The organism is Burkholderia sp. WSM2232 (genome assembly GCF_000472545.1).
In the GTDB taxonomy this organism is placed as follows: Bacteria; Pseudomonadota; Gammaproteobacteria; order Burkholderiales; family Burkholderiaceae; genus Paraburkholderia.
In genome coordinates this window covers 109,418-125,977 of the sequence record NZ_AWZV01000016.1, presented here as the reverse complement: position 1 = coordinate 125,977, position 16,560 = coordinate 109,418, and the positions used below count along the sequence as shown (strand labels likewise).

At 61.7% G+C, this 16,560-nt stretch carries 16 protein-coding genes, 3 tRNA genes and 1 riboswitch; of the genes, 11 read left to right on the top strand and 8 right to left on the bottom strand.

The window, feature by feature from the left end:
- Positions 1 to 2 precede the first annotated feature (2 nt).
- The 3 genes from F757_RS0116635 to F757_RS0116625 are packed head-to-tail and all read right to left on the bottom strand — an operon-like array spanning position 3 to position 1,987.
- A complete protein-coding gene (locus F757_RS0116635) occupies positions 3 to 302 on the bottom strand; it encodes a phosphopantetheine-binding protein (protein ID WP_027212373.1) in 300 nt (99 codons plus the stop codon).
- Entirely contained in the window at positions 277 to 1,071 is a 795-nt protein-coding gene (locus F757_RS0116630) for a lysophospholipid acyltransferase family protein (RefSeq protein ID WP_027212372.1), read from the bottom strand. The genes F757_RS0116635 and F757_RS0116630 overlap by 26 nt, the downstream gene beginning before the upstream one ends.
- Entirely contained in the window at positions 1,055 to 1,987 is a 933-nt protein-coding gene (locus tag F757_RS0116625; RefSeq protein WP_027212371.1) for a beta-ketoacyl synthase chain length factor, read from the bottom strand. Before F757_RS0116625 ends, F757_RS0116630 begins: the two co-directional genes overlap by 17 nt.
- Before the next feature lie 553 nt (positions 1,988 to 2,540).
- Positions 2,541 to 2,760: riboswitch (yybP-ykoY riboswitch) on the top strand.
- 8 nt (positions 2,761 to 2,768) lie between these two features.
- Between F757_RS0116625 and F757_RS0116620 the strand changes: the two genes are divergently transcribed.
- Positions 2,769 to 3,341 carry a TMEM165/GDT1 family protein gene (locus F757_RS0116620; RefSeq protein WP_027212370.1) on the top strand — a complete coding sequence of 191 codons (573 nt, stop codon included), beginning with the start codon at positions 2,769 to 2,771 and terminating at the stop codon, positions 3,339 to 3,341.
- 153 nt (positions 3,342 to 3,494) lie between these two features.
- On the opposite strand, the gene F757_RS0116615 is transcribed toward F757_RS0116620, so the two are convergent.
- On the bottom strand, positions 3,495 to 4,205 hold the full coding sequence (locus F757_RS0116615; protein WP_027212369.1) for a DUF4136 domain-containing protein: 711 nt from the start codon (positions 4,203 to 4,205) through the stop codon (positions 3,495 to 3,497).
- A gap of 250 nt (positions 4,206 to 4,455) precedes the next feature.
- On the opposite strand from F757_RS0116615, the gene pepN reads away from it, so the two are divergent.
- The 5 genes from pepN to F757_RS0116585 all read left to right on the top strand — a co-directional run bounded on the left by pepN (position 4,456) and on the right by F757_RS0116585 (position 10,723).
- Positions 4,456 to 7,164: an aminopeptidase N gene (gene pepN / locus F757_RS0116610; protein WP_027212368.1), complete on the top strand. Its 2,709-nt coding sequence runs from the start codon at positions 4,456 to 4,458 to the stop codon at positions 7,162 to 7,164.
- A 394-nt stretch (positions 7,165 to 7,558) separates the two neighbouring features.
- Positions 7,559 to 8,575, top strand: coding sequence for a class 1 fructose-bisphosphatase (locus tag F757_RS0116605; protein ID WP_027212367.1), 1,017 nt, complete (start codon positions 7,559 to 7,561; stop codon positions 8,573 to 8,575).
- Between the two features lie 54 nt (positions 8,576 to 8,629).
- A tRNA-Thr gene (locus F757_RS0116600) sits at positions 8,630 to 8,705 on the top strand.
- Positions 8,706 to 9,689: 984 nt separating this feature from the next.
- Entirely contained in the window at positions 9,690 to 9,839 is a 150-nt protein-coding gene (locus tag F757_RS36235; protein WP_027212365.1) for a hypothetical protein, read from the top strand.
- 287 nt (positions 9,840 to 10,126) lie between these two features.
- Positions 10,127 to 10,723 carry a chorismate mutase gene (locus F757_RS0116585; protein ID WP_027212364.1) on the top strand — a complete coding sequence of 199 codons (597 nt, stop codon included), beginning with the start codon at positions 10,127 to 10,129 and terminating at the stop codon, positions 10,721 to 10,723.
- A 124-nt stretch (positions 10,724 to 10,847) separates the two neighbouring features.
- Here the strand turns inward: F757_RS0116585 and F757_RS0116580 are convergent, their stop codons facing one another.
- Both F757_RS0116580 and F757_RS0116575 read right to left on the bottom strand, forming a co-directional pair.
- Positions 10,848 to 11,999 carry an exonuclease domain-containing protein gene (locus tag F757_RS0116580; protein WP_027212363.1) on the bottom strand — a complete coding sequence of 384 codons (1,152 nt, stop codon included), beginning with the start codon at positions 11,997 to 11,999 and terminating at the stop codon, positions 10,848 to 10,850.
- A gap of 295 nt (positions 12,000 to 12,294) precedes the next feature.
- Complete coding sequence (locus F757_RS0116575; protein ID WP_027212362.1) at positions 12,295 to 12,498, bottom strand: cold-shock protein; 204 nt, start codon at positions 12,496 to 12,498, stop codon at positions 12,295 to 12,297.
- A gap of 426 nt (positions 12,499 to 12,924) precedes the next feature.
- On the opposite strand from F757_RS0116575, the gene F757_RS0116570 reads away from it, so the two are divergent.
- The 3 genes from F757_RS0116570 to F757_RS0116565 all read left to right on the top strand — a co-directional run bounded on the left by F757_RS0116570 (position 12,925) and on the right by F757_RS0116565 (position 14,859).
- Positions 12,925 to 13,179, top strand: a complete 255-nt coding sequence (locus F757_RS0116570) for a hypothetical protein (protein WP_027212361.1) — start codon at positions 12,925 to 12,927, stop codon at positions 13,177 to 13,179.
- A complete protein-coding gene (locus tag F757_RS35825) occupies positions 13,146 to 13,433 on the top strand; it encodes a hypothetical protein (protein WP_156923651.1) in 288 nt (95 codons plus the stop codon). Before F757_RS0116570 ends, F757_RS35825 begins: the two co-directional genes overlap by 34 nt.
- 280 nt (positions 13,434 to 13,713) lie before the next feature.
- Entirely contained in the window at positions 13,714 to 14,859 is a 1,146-nt protein-coding gene (locus tag F757_RS0116565; protein ID WP_027212360.1) for a porin, read from the top strand.
- Positions 14,860 to 14,998: 139 nt separating this feature from the next.
- Here the strand turns inward: F757_RS0116565 and greB are convergent, their stop codons facing one another.
- Positions 14,999 to 15,568, bottom strand: a complete 570-nt coding sequence (gene greB / locus F757_RS0116560) for a transcription elongation factor GreB (RefSeq protein WP_027212359.1) — start codon at positions 15,566 to 15,568, stop codon at positions 14,999 to 15,001.
- Positions 15,569 to 15,688: 120 nt separating this feature from the next.
- On the opposite strand from greB, the gene F757_RS0116550 reads away from it, so the two are divergent.
- Positions 15,689 to 15,765, top strand: a tRNA-Arg gene (locus tag F757_RS0116550).
- 102 nt (positions 15,766 to 15,867) lie between these two features.
- Positions 15,868 to 15,944, top strand: a tRNA-Arg gene (locus F757_RS0116545).
- A 97-nt stretch (positions 15,945 to 16,041) separates the two neighbouring features.
- On the opposite strand, the gene F757_RS0116540 is transcribed toward F757_RS0116545, so the two are convergent.
- Entirely contained in the window at positions 16,042 to 16,533 is a 492-nt protein-coding gene (locus F757_RS0116540) for a phage protein NinX family protein (RefSeq protein ID WP_027212358.1), read from the bottom strand.
- Positions 16,534 to 16,560 lie beyond the last annotated feature (27 nt).

Genomic DNA, 16,560 nt, shown 5'->3' with positions numbered 1-16,560 from the left:
GGTCATTCCCCTTTGCTGTTGGTTTCATTCGCGGTGTGCGCCGCTTCGCGCTGACTTGCCACCAACGCGGCCAGCGTGTTGATGGAGCGGAAGTGTTCGCGCGTGCGTTCGTCGTTCGCCGCAATGGTCAATTGATATTGTTTGCGCAGCACGATGCCGATTTCCAGTGCGTCGATCGAATCGAGACCGATGCCGTCGGTATCGAACAACGGTGCGTCGTCGTCGATGTCGGCGGGGCTCAGGTCTTCCAGATCGAGTGCTTCGATCAGGAGCTGCTTAATTTCCAGTTTTAAAGAATCCATAATCGAACAGGTGCTGGGTAATGTGTGCTTCGACGGCGCTCGTCACGCTGCGCGCCGCGAGAGCCGGTGGAGTGTCGTCTGCCGCAAGCCGGTCCGCGGCGAGCGGCTCGAGCACGTTCACGCGCATGCGGAACGCTCGCGCGGGCACGTCGTACCAGCGCATTTCTTTGGTGAACGCGGGCGGATCGCAGTCCATCAGCACCGGCACGATCGGCGCCCCGGCCTTGAGGGCCATATGCGCAAAACCGCGCGAAAACGCATGCAGCCGGTTGCGCGCCGGGCTGCGCGTGCCTTCCGGAAAAATGATCATCGTATAGCCTGCCGCAAGCTGCCTCGCGCCCGCTTCGACGAGCTCAGCCGGGTCCGCGTTGCTGACATATTCCGCCGAGCGCACGATGCCCCAGAAACACGGGTTGCTCCAATGCGCGTTCTTCACGACGCAGCACGCATGCGGCGTGAGCGAAAGCAGCACCATGACGTCGAGGTAGGTGGGATGATTCGCCACCACGATGGCTGGACGCCGCGCGCGCAATGCGTGAGCGCCCGTCACTTCGAGTTCCATCACGCCGATTCGCTGCAATACGGCTACGAGCGCGCGGAAAAACCAGTGGATCACGCTGGTCACCGCGAACTGCCGCGACGCGCGATGCGGCCAGAGCCACGCGAGCGGAAACACCAGCAGCGAGAACAACACGCCGCAGATGCCGAACACCACGAACGCCATGCCGGTCGCGAAAAACCGCCAGGCGTAATCAAACCGCGCGGTCATGCCATCCCCACTGCCATAGGACGCCGGCGCCTTGCCAGGCGGCGGGCTCGCCGGTTTCGAGACAATGCAGCAGCGCCTGGCTTTGCGTGGCGAAGCGGGTTGCGGGTGTTGCGCTGGCGGTTGCTGCAGGGACGGGGGTTCCGGCATTCGCGGCGGTCGGGGCGGTCGGGGCACTTGCGGCGGTCGGGACGCTCGGGACGCTCGGGGCACTTGCGGCGCTCCCGCCACTCGCGGCGCTCGTGGCACTCGTGGCACTCGTGGCCCTTGCGGTGAGCGAGTTGGACGCGAGCCCCTCCTGTCCCTCCTGTCCCTCCTGTCCCTCCTGTCCCTCCTGTCCCTCCTGCCCCTCCTGCTCCCCCGCTGCCGGCGAGCGCGTGCACACCAGATGCCCCTGCACGGCTTCGCCGCCAAGCAGAATCGCGATGGCTCCGCCCTGCACTTCGTCTTCGATCGTGCCGTAGGCCGGGTCGGCCGGCTCGTCGGCGTACACCATCAGCACCGGCGAGGCCGGCTGCGCCGCATGTTGCGCATACGCTTCAAGAAGCGCGTAGCCGAGGGTTTCCGAGCCGGCCGAGATCGCGCTCGCCGCCGAGCGGTCGCCGCGCGCGATGCCGAACACGCCCGTCATCGCATTGAGCACGGACAGGCTGAAGGCGGTCGGCGAGACCGGCTCGCCTGAACTGAGGGCGCGGAGAATATCCGTGGTGCGGCGCAGTTCGCCGTGCCGCGACGCGAACACCACGCGTGCCTCGGTCACGCCGACACAGTCGTGCGCAACCTTCAGCGCGACGCGGGAGAGCGTGCTGAGACGCCGCCGCACGATCGGCTCGATAAAACCGATGTCGGGTGCGGCAGATGTGGCGGCAGGCCAGCTTGACCAGCGAGCGACCGGAATGGTCCAGTGCGGATCGGGCATATCGGTGTTCGCGCGTAGAAGCAAGGAGAGGCTGAAGCGCCTGACGGAATAGCAGCCGTCACAGCGTATGCGCGCCGAGCGGACCGGCAATCTCCAGCCGGAGGGCAATCCAGACTTCTTTTGTAGGGTTCAGCGAATTAACGGCACTTTGGCCCGATTATTTAGACCTTTTGACAATTGGCCTTGTGGTTTGGCTCAGGCTCCCGTAGCCGCCGGAATCATACTGAATATTCTGGATTAAATCAGCTTCTAAAGACGTATCCATCTGTATCCGTCTCGCCCCCGCGACGGTGCTTTGAATGTAATAGCGAATCTTCAGACGTTTCAGGTAACACCTTGGGAATTCCCTATAGACAAGGCTTCCGCGGATTGCCGGCACGCGCAAAGGGGTCGCCAAGGGGAAAATCGCTCCAACACTTTCAATTAACTTTCCGCAAACGCTGTTGCCGTTTCGTACCTTCGCCGCGGTTACTTGCGCGCGCAGCGGTTTTATGCACGTTGCCGCCCGATGTCCCGGCGGCAACGCTGTGGACACAGCGGCGCCTGCTATAATCCGTCCCTCATTGGGGAGTAGCCGCCCCGCGGCGCGTTCGCCAGGCCATCAGGCCTCGCTCGCAGAACGCGCGCTCGCGGGGGCGCCTGTCAACAGACTTGGCCGTCGCGGCCATGGCAGCCGCAGCCTCTGGCCTGGCGAGACCGATGACCCACACCCCGTCGCAACTGGGCCCGGCGTGTCGTGGGTCGTCGCTCGTTCATTTCTCGGCCCGAGGATTCAAACAACGTGATTCACGCTTTTCTCATATCAACGGGAGCGGTCGCGCTCGCCGAGATCGGCGACAAGACACAACTGCTCTCGCTGGTTCTGGCCGCCCGCTATCGCAAGCCGGTGCCGATCATTCTCGGCGTGCTGGCCGCGACGCTCGTCAATCACGCGGGTGCAGGCGCGCTCGGCGCATGGCTCGGCTCGCTGCTCACGCCGACCGTGATGCGCTGGGCGCTGGCTATTTCGTTCATCGGCATGGGGTTGTGGATTCTCGTGCCCGACAAGCTTGACGACGAGGAAGCCAACACCAACCGCACGCATCTCGGCGTGTTCGGCGCGACTGTCGTGGCCTTTTTCCTCGCGGAGATGGGCGACAAGACGCAGATCGCGACCGTTGCGCTTGCGGCGCGCTTTCACGATTTCTTCGGTGTGGTGGCCGGCACCACGCTCGGCATGATGCTCGCAAACGTGCCGGCCATTTTGCTTGGCGGCCGCTTCGCGCACCGTCTGCCGACCAGGCTGGTGCACGGTATCGCCGCCGTGCTGTTCGTGGTGCTCGGGACGATGGCGTTGTTGGGCCGGGGGCTTTGAGCGGCCGGGGGCTTTGAGCGGCTCGCAGCAGTTTTGAACCGCTGCGGCCGCTTTGGATCGATCTGTTCGCTCTGAATCGTTCCGCCGACCCGAACAGTTCGCGACGCCGGCGCCCGCCGGATCGCGCGTGACTGCATGCGGCCGACAGTTGCGTCACTGCACTGCTCTCGCTCCGGAGGCGGCGGCCGGCGCGGCAGGCGGGGCTGGCGCGGCGGCGGGGGCAGCAGTTTCATTCGACGCGCCGCCGTTCTTGTCGAGCGGAATCTTCACTGTACGCACTACGCCGTTGCCAAGCGGGAAGTCGGCGAGCGCACTGCGCGCCAGATACGGCACGGCCCTGACCAGCGACGACTCGGCGCCCGAGTTGCGCGCGCTCACGTTGTAGACCTCCTTGCCCGTCGCGCGCTCGGTGATCCGCACACCCAGCAGGTGCGTGAAGATCGGGTAGCTCTGGTTCACATAGCCGGCGGGAAACTGTCCCCACGGGCCCCACGGATCGAACGGCCGGCCCCAGCCCCAATAAGGCGCGGGCCAGGGGTTGTAGTACACCGGCTCGGCGACCGTCACGAGGTCGGAGCGGATTCCATACGAGAGTCCCACCAGATAGCGCGCCTGATTGGTGTCGACCTGGCGGAACGCGTGGGTGGCCAGCTCATTCGCGACGATGCGCTCGTAGGTGGTCAGTTCCAGATTGTTCTGCTGATCCGGCTCGCGTGTGAATGCGTACGTGCGGGTCGCGTCGCTGCCGCTCCAGTCGGAGAACGCGGTGACCTGCGTGGTCACATAAGTCGTGCAACCGGAAAGCAGCACGGTCAGCGCCGCGAACAGCAGCATGGCGCGGCGCGCCCAGGAGTTTCTTGTCATGGTCTACCTCGTGAAGCGTTTGTGTTGGCCCTTCCTGCATTGTACGTAGACCGTCGATGGCGCCTCACCGTTCCGGGCCGCAATGCCGCAGCGGCGTGACCGGTGTCGGCATGGGGCGAGCATCGGCCGAATGGCTATGCGCGGACAAGGCACTCCGCACGATCGCCCGAGGCTTTGTACAATGGCTCGACAAGCCCGGCGCACCTGCCTGCCCGCGCCGGCCGCTCGAGTCCCACCACTACAGAACGCCATGGCCGATACCGCAACGCCCAATGTGATCCGCCGCGCCGATTATGCGCCGCCCGCCTTCCTGATCGACACCGTCGCACTGGAGTTCGATCTGCTGCCCGAACGCACCGTCGTCAAGAACACGATGCAGGTGCGCCGCAACCCGGATGCCGCGCGCGCGCCGCATCTCGAACTGATGGGCGAACAACTGGAGTTCGTCGGCGCGACGCTCGCGGGCCAGCCCTTTGCCAACGTGCATGCGCACGAACACGGTCTGGTGCTCGACAATGTGCCCGACCAGTTCGAGCTCACGCTCACCAGCATCTGCAATCCGGCGGCGAATACCACGCTGTCGGGCCTGTACGTGTCGAGTGGAAACTTCTTTACGCAGTGCGAGGCCGAGGGCTTTCGCCGCATCACTTATTTTCTCGACCGGCCCGACGTCATGTCCACCTACACGGTCACGCTGCGAGCCAGCAAGGCGGACTATCCGGTGCTGCTGTCCAACGGCAATCTGCTCGAGGAAGGCGATCTGCCGGACGGTCGCCATTTCGCGCGCTGGGAAGACCCGTTCCGCAAACCCAGCTATCTGTTCGCGCTGGTCGCGGGCAAACTGGTGGCACTCGAAGAACGCGTGAAAACCGGCTCGGGTAAGGAAAAGCTGCTGCAGGTTTGGGTCGAGCCGCACGATCTGGACAAGACCCGTCACGCAATGGACTCGCTGATCAACTCCATCCGCTGGGACGAACAGCGCTTCGGGCTCGAGCTCGACCTGGACCGCTTCATGATCGTCGCCGTGAGCGACTTCAACATGGGCGCAATGGAGAACAAGGGGCTCAACATCTTCAATACGAAGTACGTGCTGGCCAACCCCGAGACGGCCACCGACACGGACTTCGCCAACATCGAAGCAGTGGTCGGCCACGAGTATTTCCATAACTGGACCGGCAACCGCGTGACCTGCCGCGACTGGTTCCAGTTGAGCCTGAAGGAAGGCCTGACCGTGTTCCGCGACCAGGAATTTTCGGCCGACATGGCAGGTGGCCAGACCCAGGGCAGCGACGAAGCGGCGCGCGCGACCAAGCGCATCGAAGACGTGCGCGTGCTGCGCCAGATGCAGTTCGCCGAAGACGCCGGCCCGATGGCTCACCCCGTGCGTCCCGAGAGCTACGTGGAGATCAACAACTTCTACACGATGACGGTGTACGAGAAAGGCGCCGAAGTCGTGCGCATGTACCAGACGCTGTTCGGCCGCGAGGGTTTCCGCAAAGGCATGGACCTGTACTTCAAGCGTCATGACGGCCAGGCCGTCACCTGCGACGATTTTCGCCATGCGCTCGCCGACGCCAATGGCCGCGATCTCGCGCAATTCGAGCGCTGGTATAGCCAGGCGGGCACGCCACGCGTCTCGGTGCGCACCGCTTACGACGCCGGCACGCAGCGCTACAGCGTGACGCTCGCGCAGGGCTACGGCGAAGCCGCGCTCACCGCGCGCGAAACGCAGAAGGGACCGCTGCTGATTCCGTTCGCAATCGGCCTGATCGGCAAGGACGGTAAAGATCTGCCGCTGCAACTGGAGGGCGAGGCACAGGCGTCGGGCTCGACCACGCGCGTGCTCGAATTGACGCAGACTGAGCAGACCTTCACGTTCGTCAACGTAGCAGAGGCGCCGCTGCCCTCGTTGCTGCGCAATTTCTCGGCGCCGGTGATCGTCGAATACGATTACTCGGCCGAACAACTCGCTTTTCTGCTCGCGCACGACAGCGACCCGTTCAACCGCTGGGAGGCCGGTCAACGGCTTGCCACGCGCGAGCTGCTGACGCTCGCGGCACGCGCCGCGAACGGCGCCGACCTGCAACTGGACGACTCCGTGACCGCGGCGTTCGCACGCGTGCTCACGGACGAATCGCTGTCGCCGGCGTTCCGCGAACTTGCGTTGATGCTGCCGTCCGAAGCGTATCTCGCCGAGCAGATGGCGGAATCGAATCCGGCCGCCGTGCATGCCGCGCGGCAGTTCGTGCGCAAGCGTCTTGCGAATGCACTCAGGAGCGAATGGCTCAACATCTACGAGCAGCACCGCACGCCCGGTCCGTACGAAGCCACACCGACGGCAGCCGGCCATCGTGCGCTGAAGAACCTCGCGCTGTCCTATCTCACCGAACTCGACGATCCGGCGCAAGCCGTGCGGCTTGCGTCGGCGCAGTACGATGCCGCGGACAACATGACGGACCGCGCCGCTGCGTTGTCCGCGCTGCTGAACGCAGCGGCGGCCGCCGACGGAGCCAGTGCCGAGGCCCAACACGCGCTCGACGACTTTTACCGGCGCTTCGAAAAGGAGCCGCTCGTCATCGACAAGTGGTTCGCTTTGCAAGCCACCCAGCGCGGCAGTGCGCAGCGTCCGGTTATCGACATCGTGCGCAAGCTGATGACGCACCCGGCCTTCAATCTGAAAAACCCGAACCGCGCGCGCTCGCTGATTTTCAGCTTCTGCGCGGCGAACCCGGCGCAATTCCACGCCGAGGACGGCTCGGGGTATGCGTTCTGGGCGGACCAGGTAATCGCGCTGGACGCGATCAATCCGCAAGTGGCCGCCCGCCTCGCCCGCTCGCTCGAGCTGTGGCGTCGCTTTACGCCGACGCTGCGCGAAGGCATGCGCGCGGCGCTCGAGAAAGTGGCGTCGCAGGTCAAATCGCGTGACGTGCGCGAAATCGTCGAGAAGGCGCTCGCATGACGCAGGTTTGAGCGGTGCTCGATTCGGAAAAGCCGGCACGCGTTGCCGGCTTTTTTCCTGCCGGTTATGAGGCGGGTCAGCGCTGTTGAGGTCGACGTCAGCCGTTTGGCCGACTGTTCGTGTGCCGTTTGCTGACGGGAAGTAAACGCATTCGTAACCGGATTCACTGGCCGGTTTGCGTTGAACGCAACGGGTCGTGTGATTCGCATGGTCACATCATCCGGCGCCAAAGCTACGGCGAGAATTTCCATGGCAATGGCCCGTTGCTTGCGCCCTGCGCCGGTTCGTCACCGTGCCGCACTCATGTTTCATGTCTGTGCGGATCGTAAAAGCACGGAGCGGACACACCGAGCGGTTAAAATCGGGATATTCCTCAAGCCTCCTGGAGTACAGCATGTCCTTGCAACGTCGTACCACTCTTACGAAGTACCTGATCGAGCAGCAGCGGGAAACCAACAACCTGCCGGCCGACCTGCGCCTTTTGATCGAAGTCGTCGCGCGCGCATGCAAGGCGATCAGCTATCACGTCAGCAAGGGCGCGTTGGGCGATGCGCTCGGCACCGCGGGCAGCGAGAATGTTCAGGGCGAGGTACAGAAGAAGCTGGACATTCTGTCCAACGAGATTCTGCTCGAAGCGAACGAATGGGGCGGCAATCTCGCGGGCATGGCGTCCGAGGAAATGGAGCAGTTCTTCCCGATCCCGGCGAACTATCCGAAGGGTGAGTATCTGCTCGTGTTCGATCCGCTCGACGGCTCGTCGAACATCGACGTGAACGTGTCGATCGGCACGATCTTTTCAGTGCTGCGCTGCCCGGACGGCCAGCAGCCAACCGAGCAGTCGTTCCTGCAACCGGGCACGCAGCAGGTCGCCGCAGGTTATGCGGTGTATGGACCGCAAACCGTGCTCGTGTTGACGACCGGCAACGGCGTGAACTGCTTCACGCTCGATCGCGAACTTGGTTCGTGGGTGCTCACGCAAAGCGATATGCGCATTCCTGTGGAGACGCGCGAGTACGCGATCAATGCGTCGAACGAACGCCACTGGTATCCGCCTGTCGAGCAATACATTGGTGAACTGAAGCAAGGTAAGGAAGGCCCGCGTCAGAGCGACTTCAATATGCGCTGGATCGCCTCGATGGTGGCGGACGTGCACCGTATTCTGAATCGCGGCGGCATCTTCATGTACCCGGCGGACAAACGCACGCCGGAGAAGCCCGGCAAGCTGCGCCTGATGTACGAAGCGAACCCGATGGCATTTATTGTCGAGCAGGCAGGCGGCGCGGCGACCAATGGCGAAAAACGCATTCTCGACATTCAGCCGAAGAGCCTGCATGAGCGCGTCGCGGTGTTCCTTGGGTCCAAGAACGAAGTGGATCGCGTGACCCGCTACCATCTCGAAATAAAAAAATAAGCTGGGGGCTTGCCAAGCCAATAAAGAACTCCCTATAATCTCGTTTCTCCTGATGCCGGAATAGCTCAGACGGTAGAGCAGCGCATTCGTAATGCGAAGGTCGGGGGTTCGATTCCTCTTTCCGGCACCATCAAGAATCAAGCAAAAAGCCCAGTCCTCGTGACTGGGCTTTTTGCTTTCCATCGATGCATCGATACTTTCTAATCGCAATTCGAAGCATCTCTCCGCTACCGCCTACCCCGGGGAATTTCTTCCCCTAGAACCGCGAGTGCGCAACCCTGCCAAGGTTACGCGCGAGAACATCATCGCCGGGGGTACCGCACTGCTGCGCCTGCGTTTGTTGCTTGTTGCCATACGCAGCCACCGCCTCCGGCGGCGCTGACGAAAACCACGAGATCCGACCGTCGCACTCGATTCCAACCTGGCGTCCATTCCAGTACACAGCGTTTTCCATGACGAACTCTCTGAAGGCGAAGATGACCATCTTCCGTATTGGCAGAGGTGCGTCCGTTGGCCAACGCACTCAGACCTGTGAATGCCTCTTCGCATCATGGCAGTCGCCGTCGCGGTTTCGAAAAGGGGCTCGAAAACTGAGCTTTTGTCGCAAAGTGCTGGCACCGGAGCCGGCGACGATACTGCGCGACGCATTCGCCCATGTGGCGACGGTTCTTTTGCCTCGCTTAAAAAACTACGGCTAACCGTCAACGCCATGACACGTCGCTCGTTTACAAAGGGATAAGCGAAGCGGCTTCTGCTTTTGAGTCGATCGGTAATTAACGAACGTTCGACTTTTAGCCACAAAACCGTTCCGACGCGGCAACGCACCAGCGGGAGTTAATCGGGGAATACCCGGAATGAACGAATCCCTGCTTGCGGCGGCAAGAGCGCGACGACCCGCCAGGCGCCGCTCGGGGCGAATCGAAAGAGGAATTGAAGCGCGGAATGTACGCATGCCCACACAATGACGGCAGCAGCGAACCTATAAATTTAATCAGAAGACTCTGCTGAAATGTTGCGATGTGCCGTTAAAGCAACAAAGACGCTTCAATGCCTCGCGGGCGCTGGTGCAAATGGGGGCCCGAGGCCGATAATGAGTTTGTAAAGGAGAAAGATCATGGATGCCAAACCACCGAAGATTCCGACCCCGGATAAAGTCTTTAGCCCGGATCCGGAACCTGTCGGCGTCGAATTTTTAAGCGCGGAACTGCCGGAGCACGTGCGCGCCTTCTTCGACGAACAACGTAAGTCGTGCGACGCAAAGTGATTGTGCGGTGGCGCAAGGCGGTAGCTGTCCCGGCGTTTGTCAGCAGGGGCATGGTCGCTCGCGCGCTATACATCACCTTCCATTGCAGCGGTTCAACCAGACGGCCTGTCCCCGCCTGACGTCAACGCGCGCCCGTGCGCGGTGCTCGACGTCGCGCATCTGACTGCGTTGCGCCGAAATCCTCCAGCATCCTCTCTGCGCCGAAGGCTCCCGCGGCGCTGCAGATCGTCTATTCTTCTGCTTTCTGCGTGGCCGCCCGGCCATCGTCCAGCCCTTTCGCCCAGCCCATGACTCGTCTGTTTCGCTTTGCCGCCCGCTGCGCGCTCGCGCTTTCTGCCTACGCCGTTTTCACGCCCGCTCCTGCCCTTGCCGATGGCGACGACACCGCGCTCACCAATCTGATCGCCCTTGTGTCGCAACGCCTTGCGCTGGCTGAGCCGGTCGCCCGCTGGAAATGGGCGAAACATCAGCCGATCACTGACAAGCCGCGCGAAGAAGCCCTACTCGCCGATGTTCAGAAGCGCGCGGCCGCTGCCGACGTGGATCCGGCTTTCGCGCGCGCCTTCTTTCAGGATCAGATAGACGCGAGCAAGGAAATGCAAAACGCGCTGTTTGCGAACTGGCGTTCGACCCAACCGCCGCAAGAGCCGGCCCCGGACCTGGCAACGAGCACGCGCCCTCAACTGGACCGCCTGACGCAATCGCTCATTGCCGGCCTCGCCCGCGTGCAGCCGTTGCGGACGGCTCCGGACTGCCCGTCGCGGGTGGCGCAATCGCTGGCTAACTGGAAATCGCTGACGCGCTACGACTCTATGCGGTCGAATGCGCTCTCTCGCGCGCTTGGACACGTGTGCGAAAGCGGTGGCGTCGGCGCGACCGGCTGAGCGCCGGCAATCAGGGCGAGAAGCGGGACGATATCAACCGCAGAGCATGTTCAGTTTTGCCCAAGGCGCTAGTTCCAGACCGCGCGCGGCAATGCGCATCGAACAGACTGAACGAATGAAGCAATCAGGCAACGCCCAATACAGGCTCGGCGCGCGCGACAGTCAGCGGCATCATCCGCAAACCGCGCGCCAGATGGCTCTGCAGGATTCGATATGTCGACAGCTCGAAGCCGCTGACCGCACACGAGGCATGAAGGTCAATGGCCTGCGCCAATGAGGGCGCGTGACCGATGTAACGCCACCGGTCGACGACATGAAAAGCGCACGCCTGCGACGCTTCCTCGCGCTCTTCAAATACTACCGCCCCCTGGAACGGCCACGGGGCGTCCACGGGATCGCTCTTCGTGACGCGCGGCACGCGATTGTGCCCCGGGCGCAGCGTCGCGATCCACTGCGCCTCCGCGAGCATCGCACCCAATTCGCCACCGGTCGCGCGCCACTCGACGCGCCTGACCTGCTGCGCGAGCCGCATATCCTTCGACGAGCGCCGTTCGCCCGTCAGATGCGCACGCAGCCGCTGACGCACGCGCACGCTTCGCCCGACATACAGCGGTAAGTCGCCTTCTCCATAGAACGCATAAACACCGCAGCCGGCAGGCGCTGTCTCAAGCAGATCTTCAGTGATGTCGCCCGCCAGCCGGTAGCGGCGCGTCATGCGTTCGATCTGCGCGCGCAACGTGTCCAGCGGCACGAGAGTGTGCAGGCGCTGCCAGAACTGCCAGATGAGATCGGCGTCAGCGAGCGCACGGTGGCGGTCAGACGGCACCAGCGAATGGCGTTCGACCAGTGCATCGAGCCCGTGGCGTTTTTCGGACGGAAACAGCGCGCGCGACAGGCGCACCGTGCACAGCACGTCCGGGTCGAAGGAAATGCCGACGCGCCGGAATTCGCCGCGCAAAAAGCCCCGGTCGAAGCTCGCGTTATGCGCGACGAACAGCTTGCCGTTGAGCCGCGCGAAAAGCTCCGGTGCGATGGCCTCGAATGTGGGCGCGCCACGCACCATGGCGTTCGTGATTCCGGTGAGCTGCTGGATAAACGACGGGATAGGTTGCTGCGGATCGACGAGACTGCTCCAGCGCGTGACGCCGGTCGGCCCGACTTCCACGACCCCCACCTCGGTAATGCGGTGTTCGTTGGTGGAGCCGCCGGTGGTCTCGAGATCGACGAAGACAATAGGTTCAGCGAGGGCCGGTTCGGCCAGAAACAGTTCAGACATGAAGAGGATGCTTGGACGCGTGGCTTTGCGCCAAGTATGCACTAGTTAACGGCCAGGGACCGCGCATATACGACGCCCACATCACTGGCATGTGCCGTCGGGTGCTTTTGCCAACCGGTCTGCGGGGAAACAAACGGCAGCGCCAATGCGCAAGTTCACTGATACGGTCAAAAGCTGGCTCAGTGTCGAATCGGGAGGCATCAATATCCGGCGAAATAAACAAAAAGCCCTCACGATTAACGCGAGGGCTTCGGGCCGCATGTGCGCCCGCATAGGTGCAAGCGCAATGTGCAGCTTAGAGCGGCTGAATGTTTGCAGCCTGCTTGCCCTTCGGGCCGGCCTTCACGTCGAAGGATACGCGCTGGTTTTCCTTCAGCGACTTGAATCCTTCAGTGCGAATTTCCGAAAAGTGCGCAAAGAGATCTTCACCGCCCGCGTCCGACGTAATGAAGCCAAAGCCCTTAGCATCGTTAAACCATTTGACGATACCTGTTTCCATTTTCCAGTTTCCCTCAACGAATTATCAAATCGGGCAATGCCCTCAACGCCTCAATCTTTTGCCAGCTTATCCATAAGGAATATCCCTCGGCATTGCGCACCCGGAGCGGCTCTTGAAATCAGCCTTGTCGTTATAAGGGGCGCGGCGAATCACCGTCAAGTGAATTTTTAATCAGCCTTATGCACGGAATTGAATAAGCGAAAAATTAGCCGGGTGGCGGAAATGGCGGGCGTTTCAGTGCTTTTGCGCAAGTCAATTCTACTTCTAAAACAGCAGAATTGATTGAATTCGGGAAAAACTTCCAGCTACCCGCGCACATTTGTAACGGTTTGTGACTTTGGTAAGTGTTTATCCGGGTTGCCTGTCCAGACTATCGAATCGCATCATGAACCAGCATTAGCAGTTAATGCGCCTCGGGAGATTGACATGCAGTTCCCCCATATCCGCCGCCTGCTCTCCGGCCTCCTTCCTCATTTTGCTCAAACGCAATCGGAGACGCCCGGCACCTTGCGCGCCGGCTCTGACACGTCCGCCCTCGAATTTGATGTCGTCTGGCACGGCGATCACTGGCAGAATCTGCTTTCCTCGCCCATGGACGCTCGCCGCTACGTCATAGAAGACTGGAGCGCCCCCACCGCGAACGAGTGGTGGAACGCAAACCGGGCCGCGTCGGCCAACTGATCTTCGCCCTGCCCCGCTGCAGGGCGCTTGAATCCCTGGACGAAAAAAAAGCGCGACTGGAAGGTCGCGCTGACAAAGGTTTGGAGATCTTTTTCGTCAACGAAAAAGTCCGCTTCGGAAAGCAGAACTGTCAGTATAACTCCGGATTCTCAATTCGATTGTTTGCACGAATAACAATCCTCTGTTGCGCGATTAACAACAATAGCTCCATCAACCAATACCTGTTGCTTTTTCGCATCGAATTCGCGTCGTAAATTCGCAACGCGGTTCGTTGACACTCCTTCCAGATGCGCACTGGCACGCCGGATCCATTGACTGGCGGGGCTTTCAGCCATTCGGCTATCGTTTCAAACAGCGGAATACTTTATTGCAAAAATCGAAATGCCCATTCCGCGAACGCTATCTCTACACTTTGCGTAACCGGAAAACAGCGCAGTCTATTGCGCACTTCCCGCGGATTCGCTTCTCGCAGCGGACGCGTGAAGGTTTTCTGAAGCAGGATTCACTGCCAATTCTCGCTTTCGGAGTAACAAGATGAAAAAGACTCTCATGGTCGCGGCCCTGACGGGCGTTTTTGCAACGGCGGCGCACGCACAAAGCAGCGTCACCCTGTACGGCTTGATCGACGCCGGCATCACTTACACCAACAACCAGCACGGTCACAGCAACTGGCAGCAAACGAGCGGCTCGGTGAACGGCAGCCGTTGGGGCTTGCGCGGCGCTGAGGACCTCGGCGGCGGCCTGAAGGCAATTTTCACGTTGGAAAACGGCTTCGGCATCAATGACGGTTCGCTCAAGCAAGGCGGTCGCGAGTTCGGCCGTCAGGCGTTCGTCGGCCTGTCGAGCACCCAGTTCGGCGCGGTTACGCTCGGCCGTCAATACGACAGCATGGTCGACTTCGTCGGCCCGCTCGCATTGACCGGCACGCAATACGGCGGCACCCAATTCGCCCACCCGTTCGACAACGACAACCTGAACAACTCGTTCCGCGTCAACAACTCCGTCAAGTACACGAGCGCGAACTACGGCGGCCTGAAGTTCGGCGGCATGTACGGCTTCTCGAACCAGGCAGACGGCTTCGCCAACAACCGCGCCTACAGCGCGGGCGCGTCGTACAACTGGGGCGGCCTGAACGTCGGCGCGGCTTACCTGCAATTGAACAGCAACGGCGCGACGGGCGCGGCTGCAGCGTTTAACTCGGGCGGTGCGGTGTCGAGCGACAACACCTTCTTCGCTGCGCGTCAGCAAACCTGGGGCGCAGGCGCGAACTACGCGTTCGGCCCGGCAACCGTCGGCCTCGTCTACTCGCAAACCAATCTGTCGGGTCTTGCAGGCATCGGCGCAGGCGCGTCGGGTCAGACGGGCGGCATCGCGTTCGGTGGCGGCAGCGCACACTTCCAGAACTTCGAAGCGAACGCACGTTACGCTCTGACGCCGGCTGTCAGCATCGCCGGTTCGTACACGTACACGCGCGCAAGCCTCGCCGGCACCCGTCCGCACTGGAACCAGTTCAACCTGCAAACGGCGTACGCATTGTCCAAGCGCACGGATGTTTATTTGCAAGGCGAATACCAGCAAGTCAACGAAAACGCGATCGTTGGCGCGGACATCAACGGTCTGGCTGCTTCGAGCAACAACAAGCAGGTTGCGGTCACGGCAGGTCTGCGTCACCGCTTCTAAAGCAGCTGGCAACACAGGCAACACGGAAGGCGCCGCTTGCGGCGCCTTTTTTTGTCCGTTGATTTTGCCCTTTGACAACGCGCTAAAGTCGCGGCCGGCACAGCCGGCCCGCGAAGCGAGACACTCAGCGCAGAGATAACTAGCCGCCGCTATCAGCGGGCGGATACTTGACGTCGAGAATGTCGATCGGCTGCGGTCCTGCCGGCGTGTACAACGTGACCGTATCGCCGACCTTGGCCTTCAGCAGCGCCCGCGCGATCGGCGAGATCCAGCTCACATGGCCGATATCCAGATCCACTTCGTCGATGCCGACAATTGTCACCGTGTGTTCTTCGCCGTCTTCCGTTGCATATTCGACAGTCGCGCCGAAAAAGACCTGATCTACGTTCTCCTGCTTGCTGCTGTCGACAACCTCCGCGAGGTCCAGCCGCTTGGTCAGAAAACGGATGCGCCGGTCGATCTCGCGCAGACGGCGCTTGCCATAAATGTAATCGCCGTTCTCCGAACGGTCGCCGTTTGACGCGGCCCACGACACGAGCCTGACGACTTCGGGCCGCTCGACGTCGATGAGATGCAGCAGTTCGTCGCGCATGCGACGGTAGCCCGCCGGCGTGATGTAGTTCTTGGTACCCGCGGGAATGTCCGGTTGGGCGACGTCGAGGTCGTCGTCGTTATCTTCACTCGACTCTTTGACAAAGGCCTTGTTCATGATGATCCATAAGCTGCAGCAAGCGACTGCCTCACTAGGGTACACGATCATGACAATGAGACAAATCGCAGTTACACCCTTCCCTTTTTTGAAACCTTTGCTATAATCTCGTTTCTGCGTGCGGCTGTAGCTCAGTTGGATAGAGTACTTGGCTACGAACCAAGGGGTCGTGGGTTCGAATCCTGCCAGCCGCACCATTTATTTCGAGGGCCTCCCTCTGGGGAGGCCCTTACGTTTTACCCAGTTTTCGCCGTCGGGTGGCATAACAGCACGGCGTAACTGCATCACCTGTTTCGCGTGCGGCTGTAGCTCAGTTGGATAGAGTACTTGGCTACGAACCAAGGGGTCGTGGGTTCGAATCCTGCCAGCCGCACCACCTCTAGAGGGCCTTCCAACCGGAAGGCCCTTTGTTTTTTCCGGGCACATTTCGGCCGGCTGCCTGCGGCGGCGCAGTGTGGCCGCCCCACTTGCACTCACGGCCGCGGCGGGGACTGAATATCGCCGATATGCCCGTCCGGGCTTGGAACATCTTCAAAAGTATTGCCCGCAGTTGCTTCGGCAATGCGCTGCGCCGTATCGCCCGCGAGCATCTGCGGCTCGTGCAGCATTTCGCCAACGTTATCGCCAAACCGGCTTTGCACAAACGCCCGCAAGAGCGCGACACGCACCGAGTCGGCGCGGCCCTCCACCGGTCCCCGCCCACCTTCGAATTCTGCGACGCAATGCGCAGGACCGTGTTCGTCGCGCTCGCGCAGTTCCAGCCGACGCGCTCGCTCGAGCACCACGGCGGCGGCTTCCCATGAAGTTGTAGGCGTGAATCGGCCGTCCCACGGACGACCGCGGTCGTTGCCGCGAATGAATACGGTTTCGCCGCTGTCGGTGAACTGGATTTCGCGCACGAAGTCGTGCAGGCTGCGGGCCACCCAATAGTCGAGCGCAAGGCCCTCGAGGTCAGCTACTTTCATCAGCGTTCTCCCTGAGTTTTCAGGTGA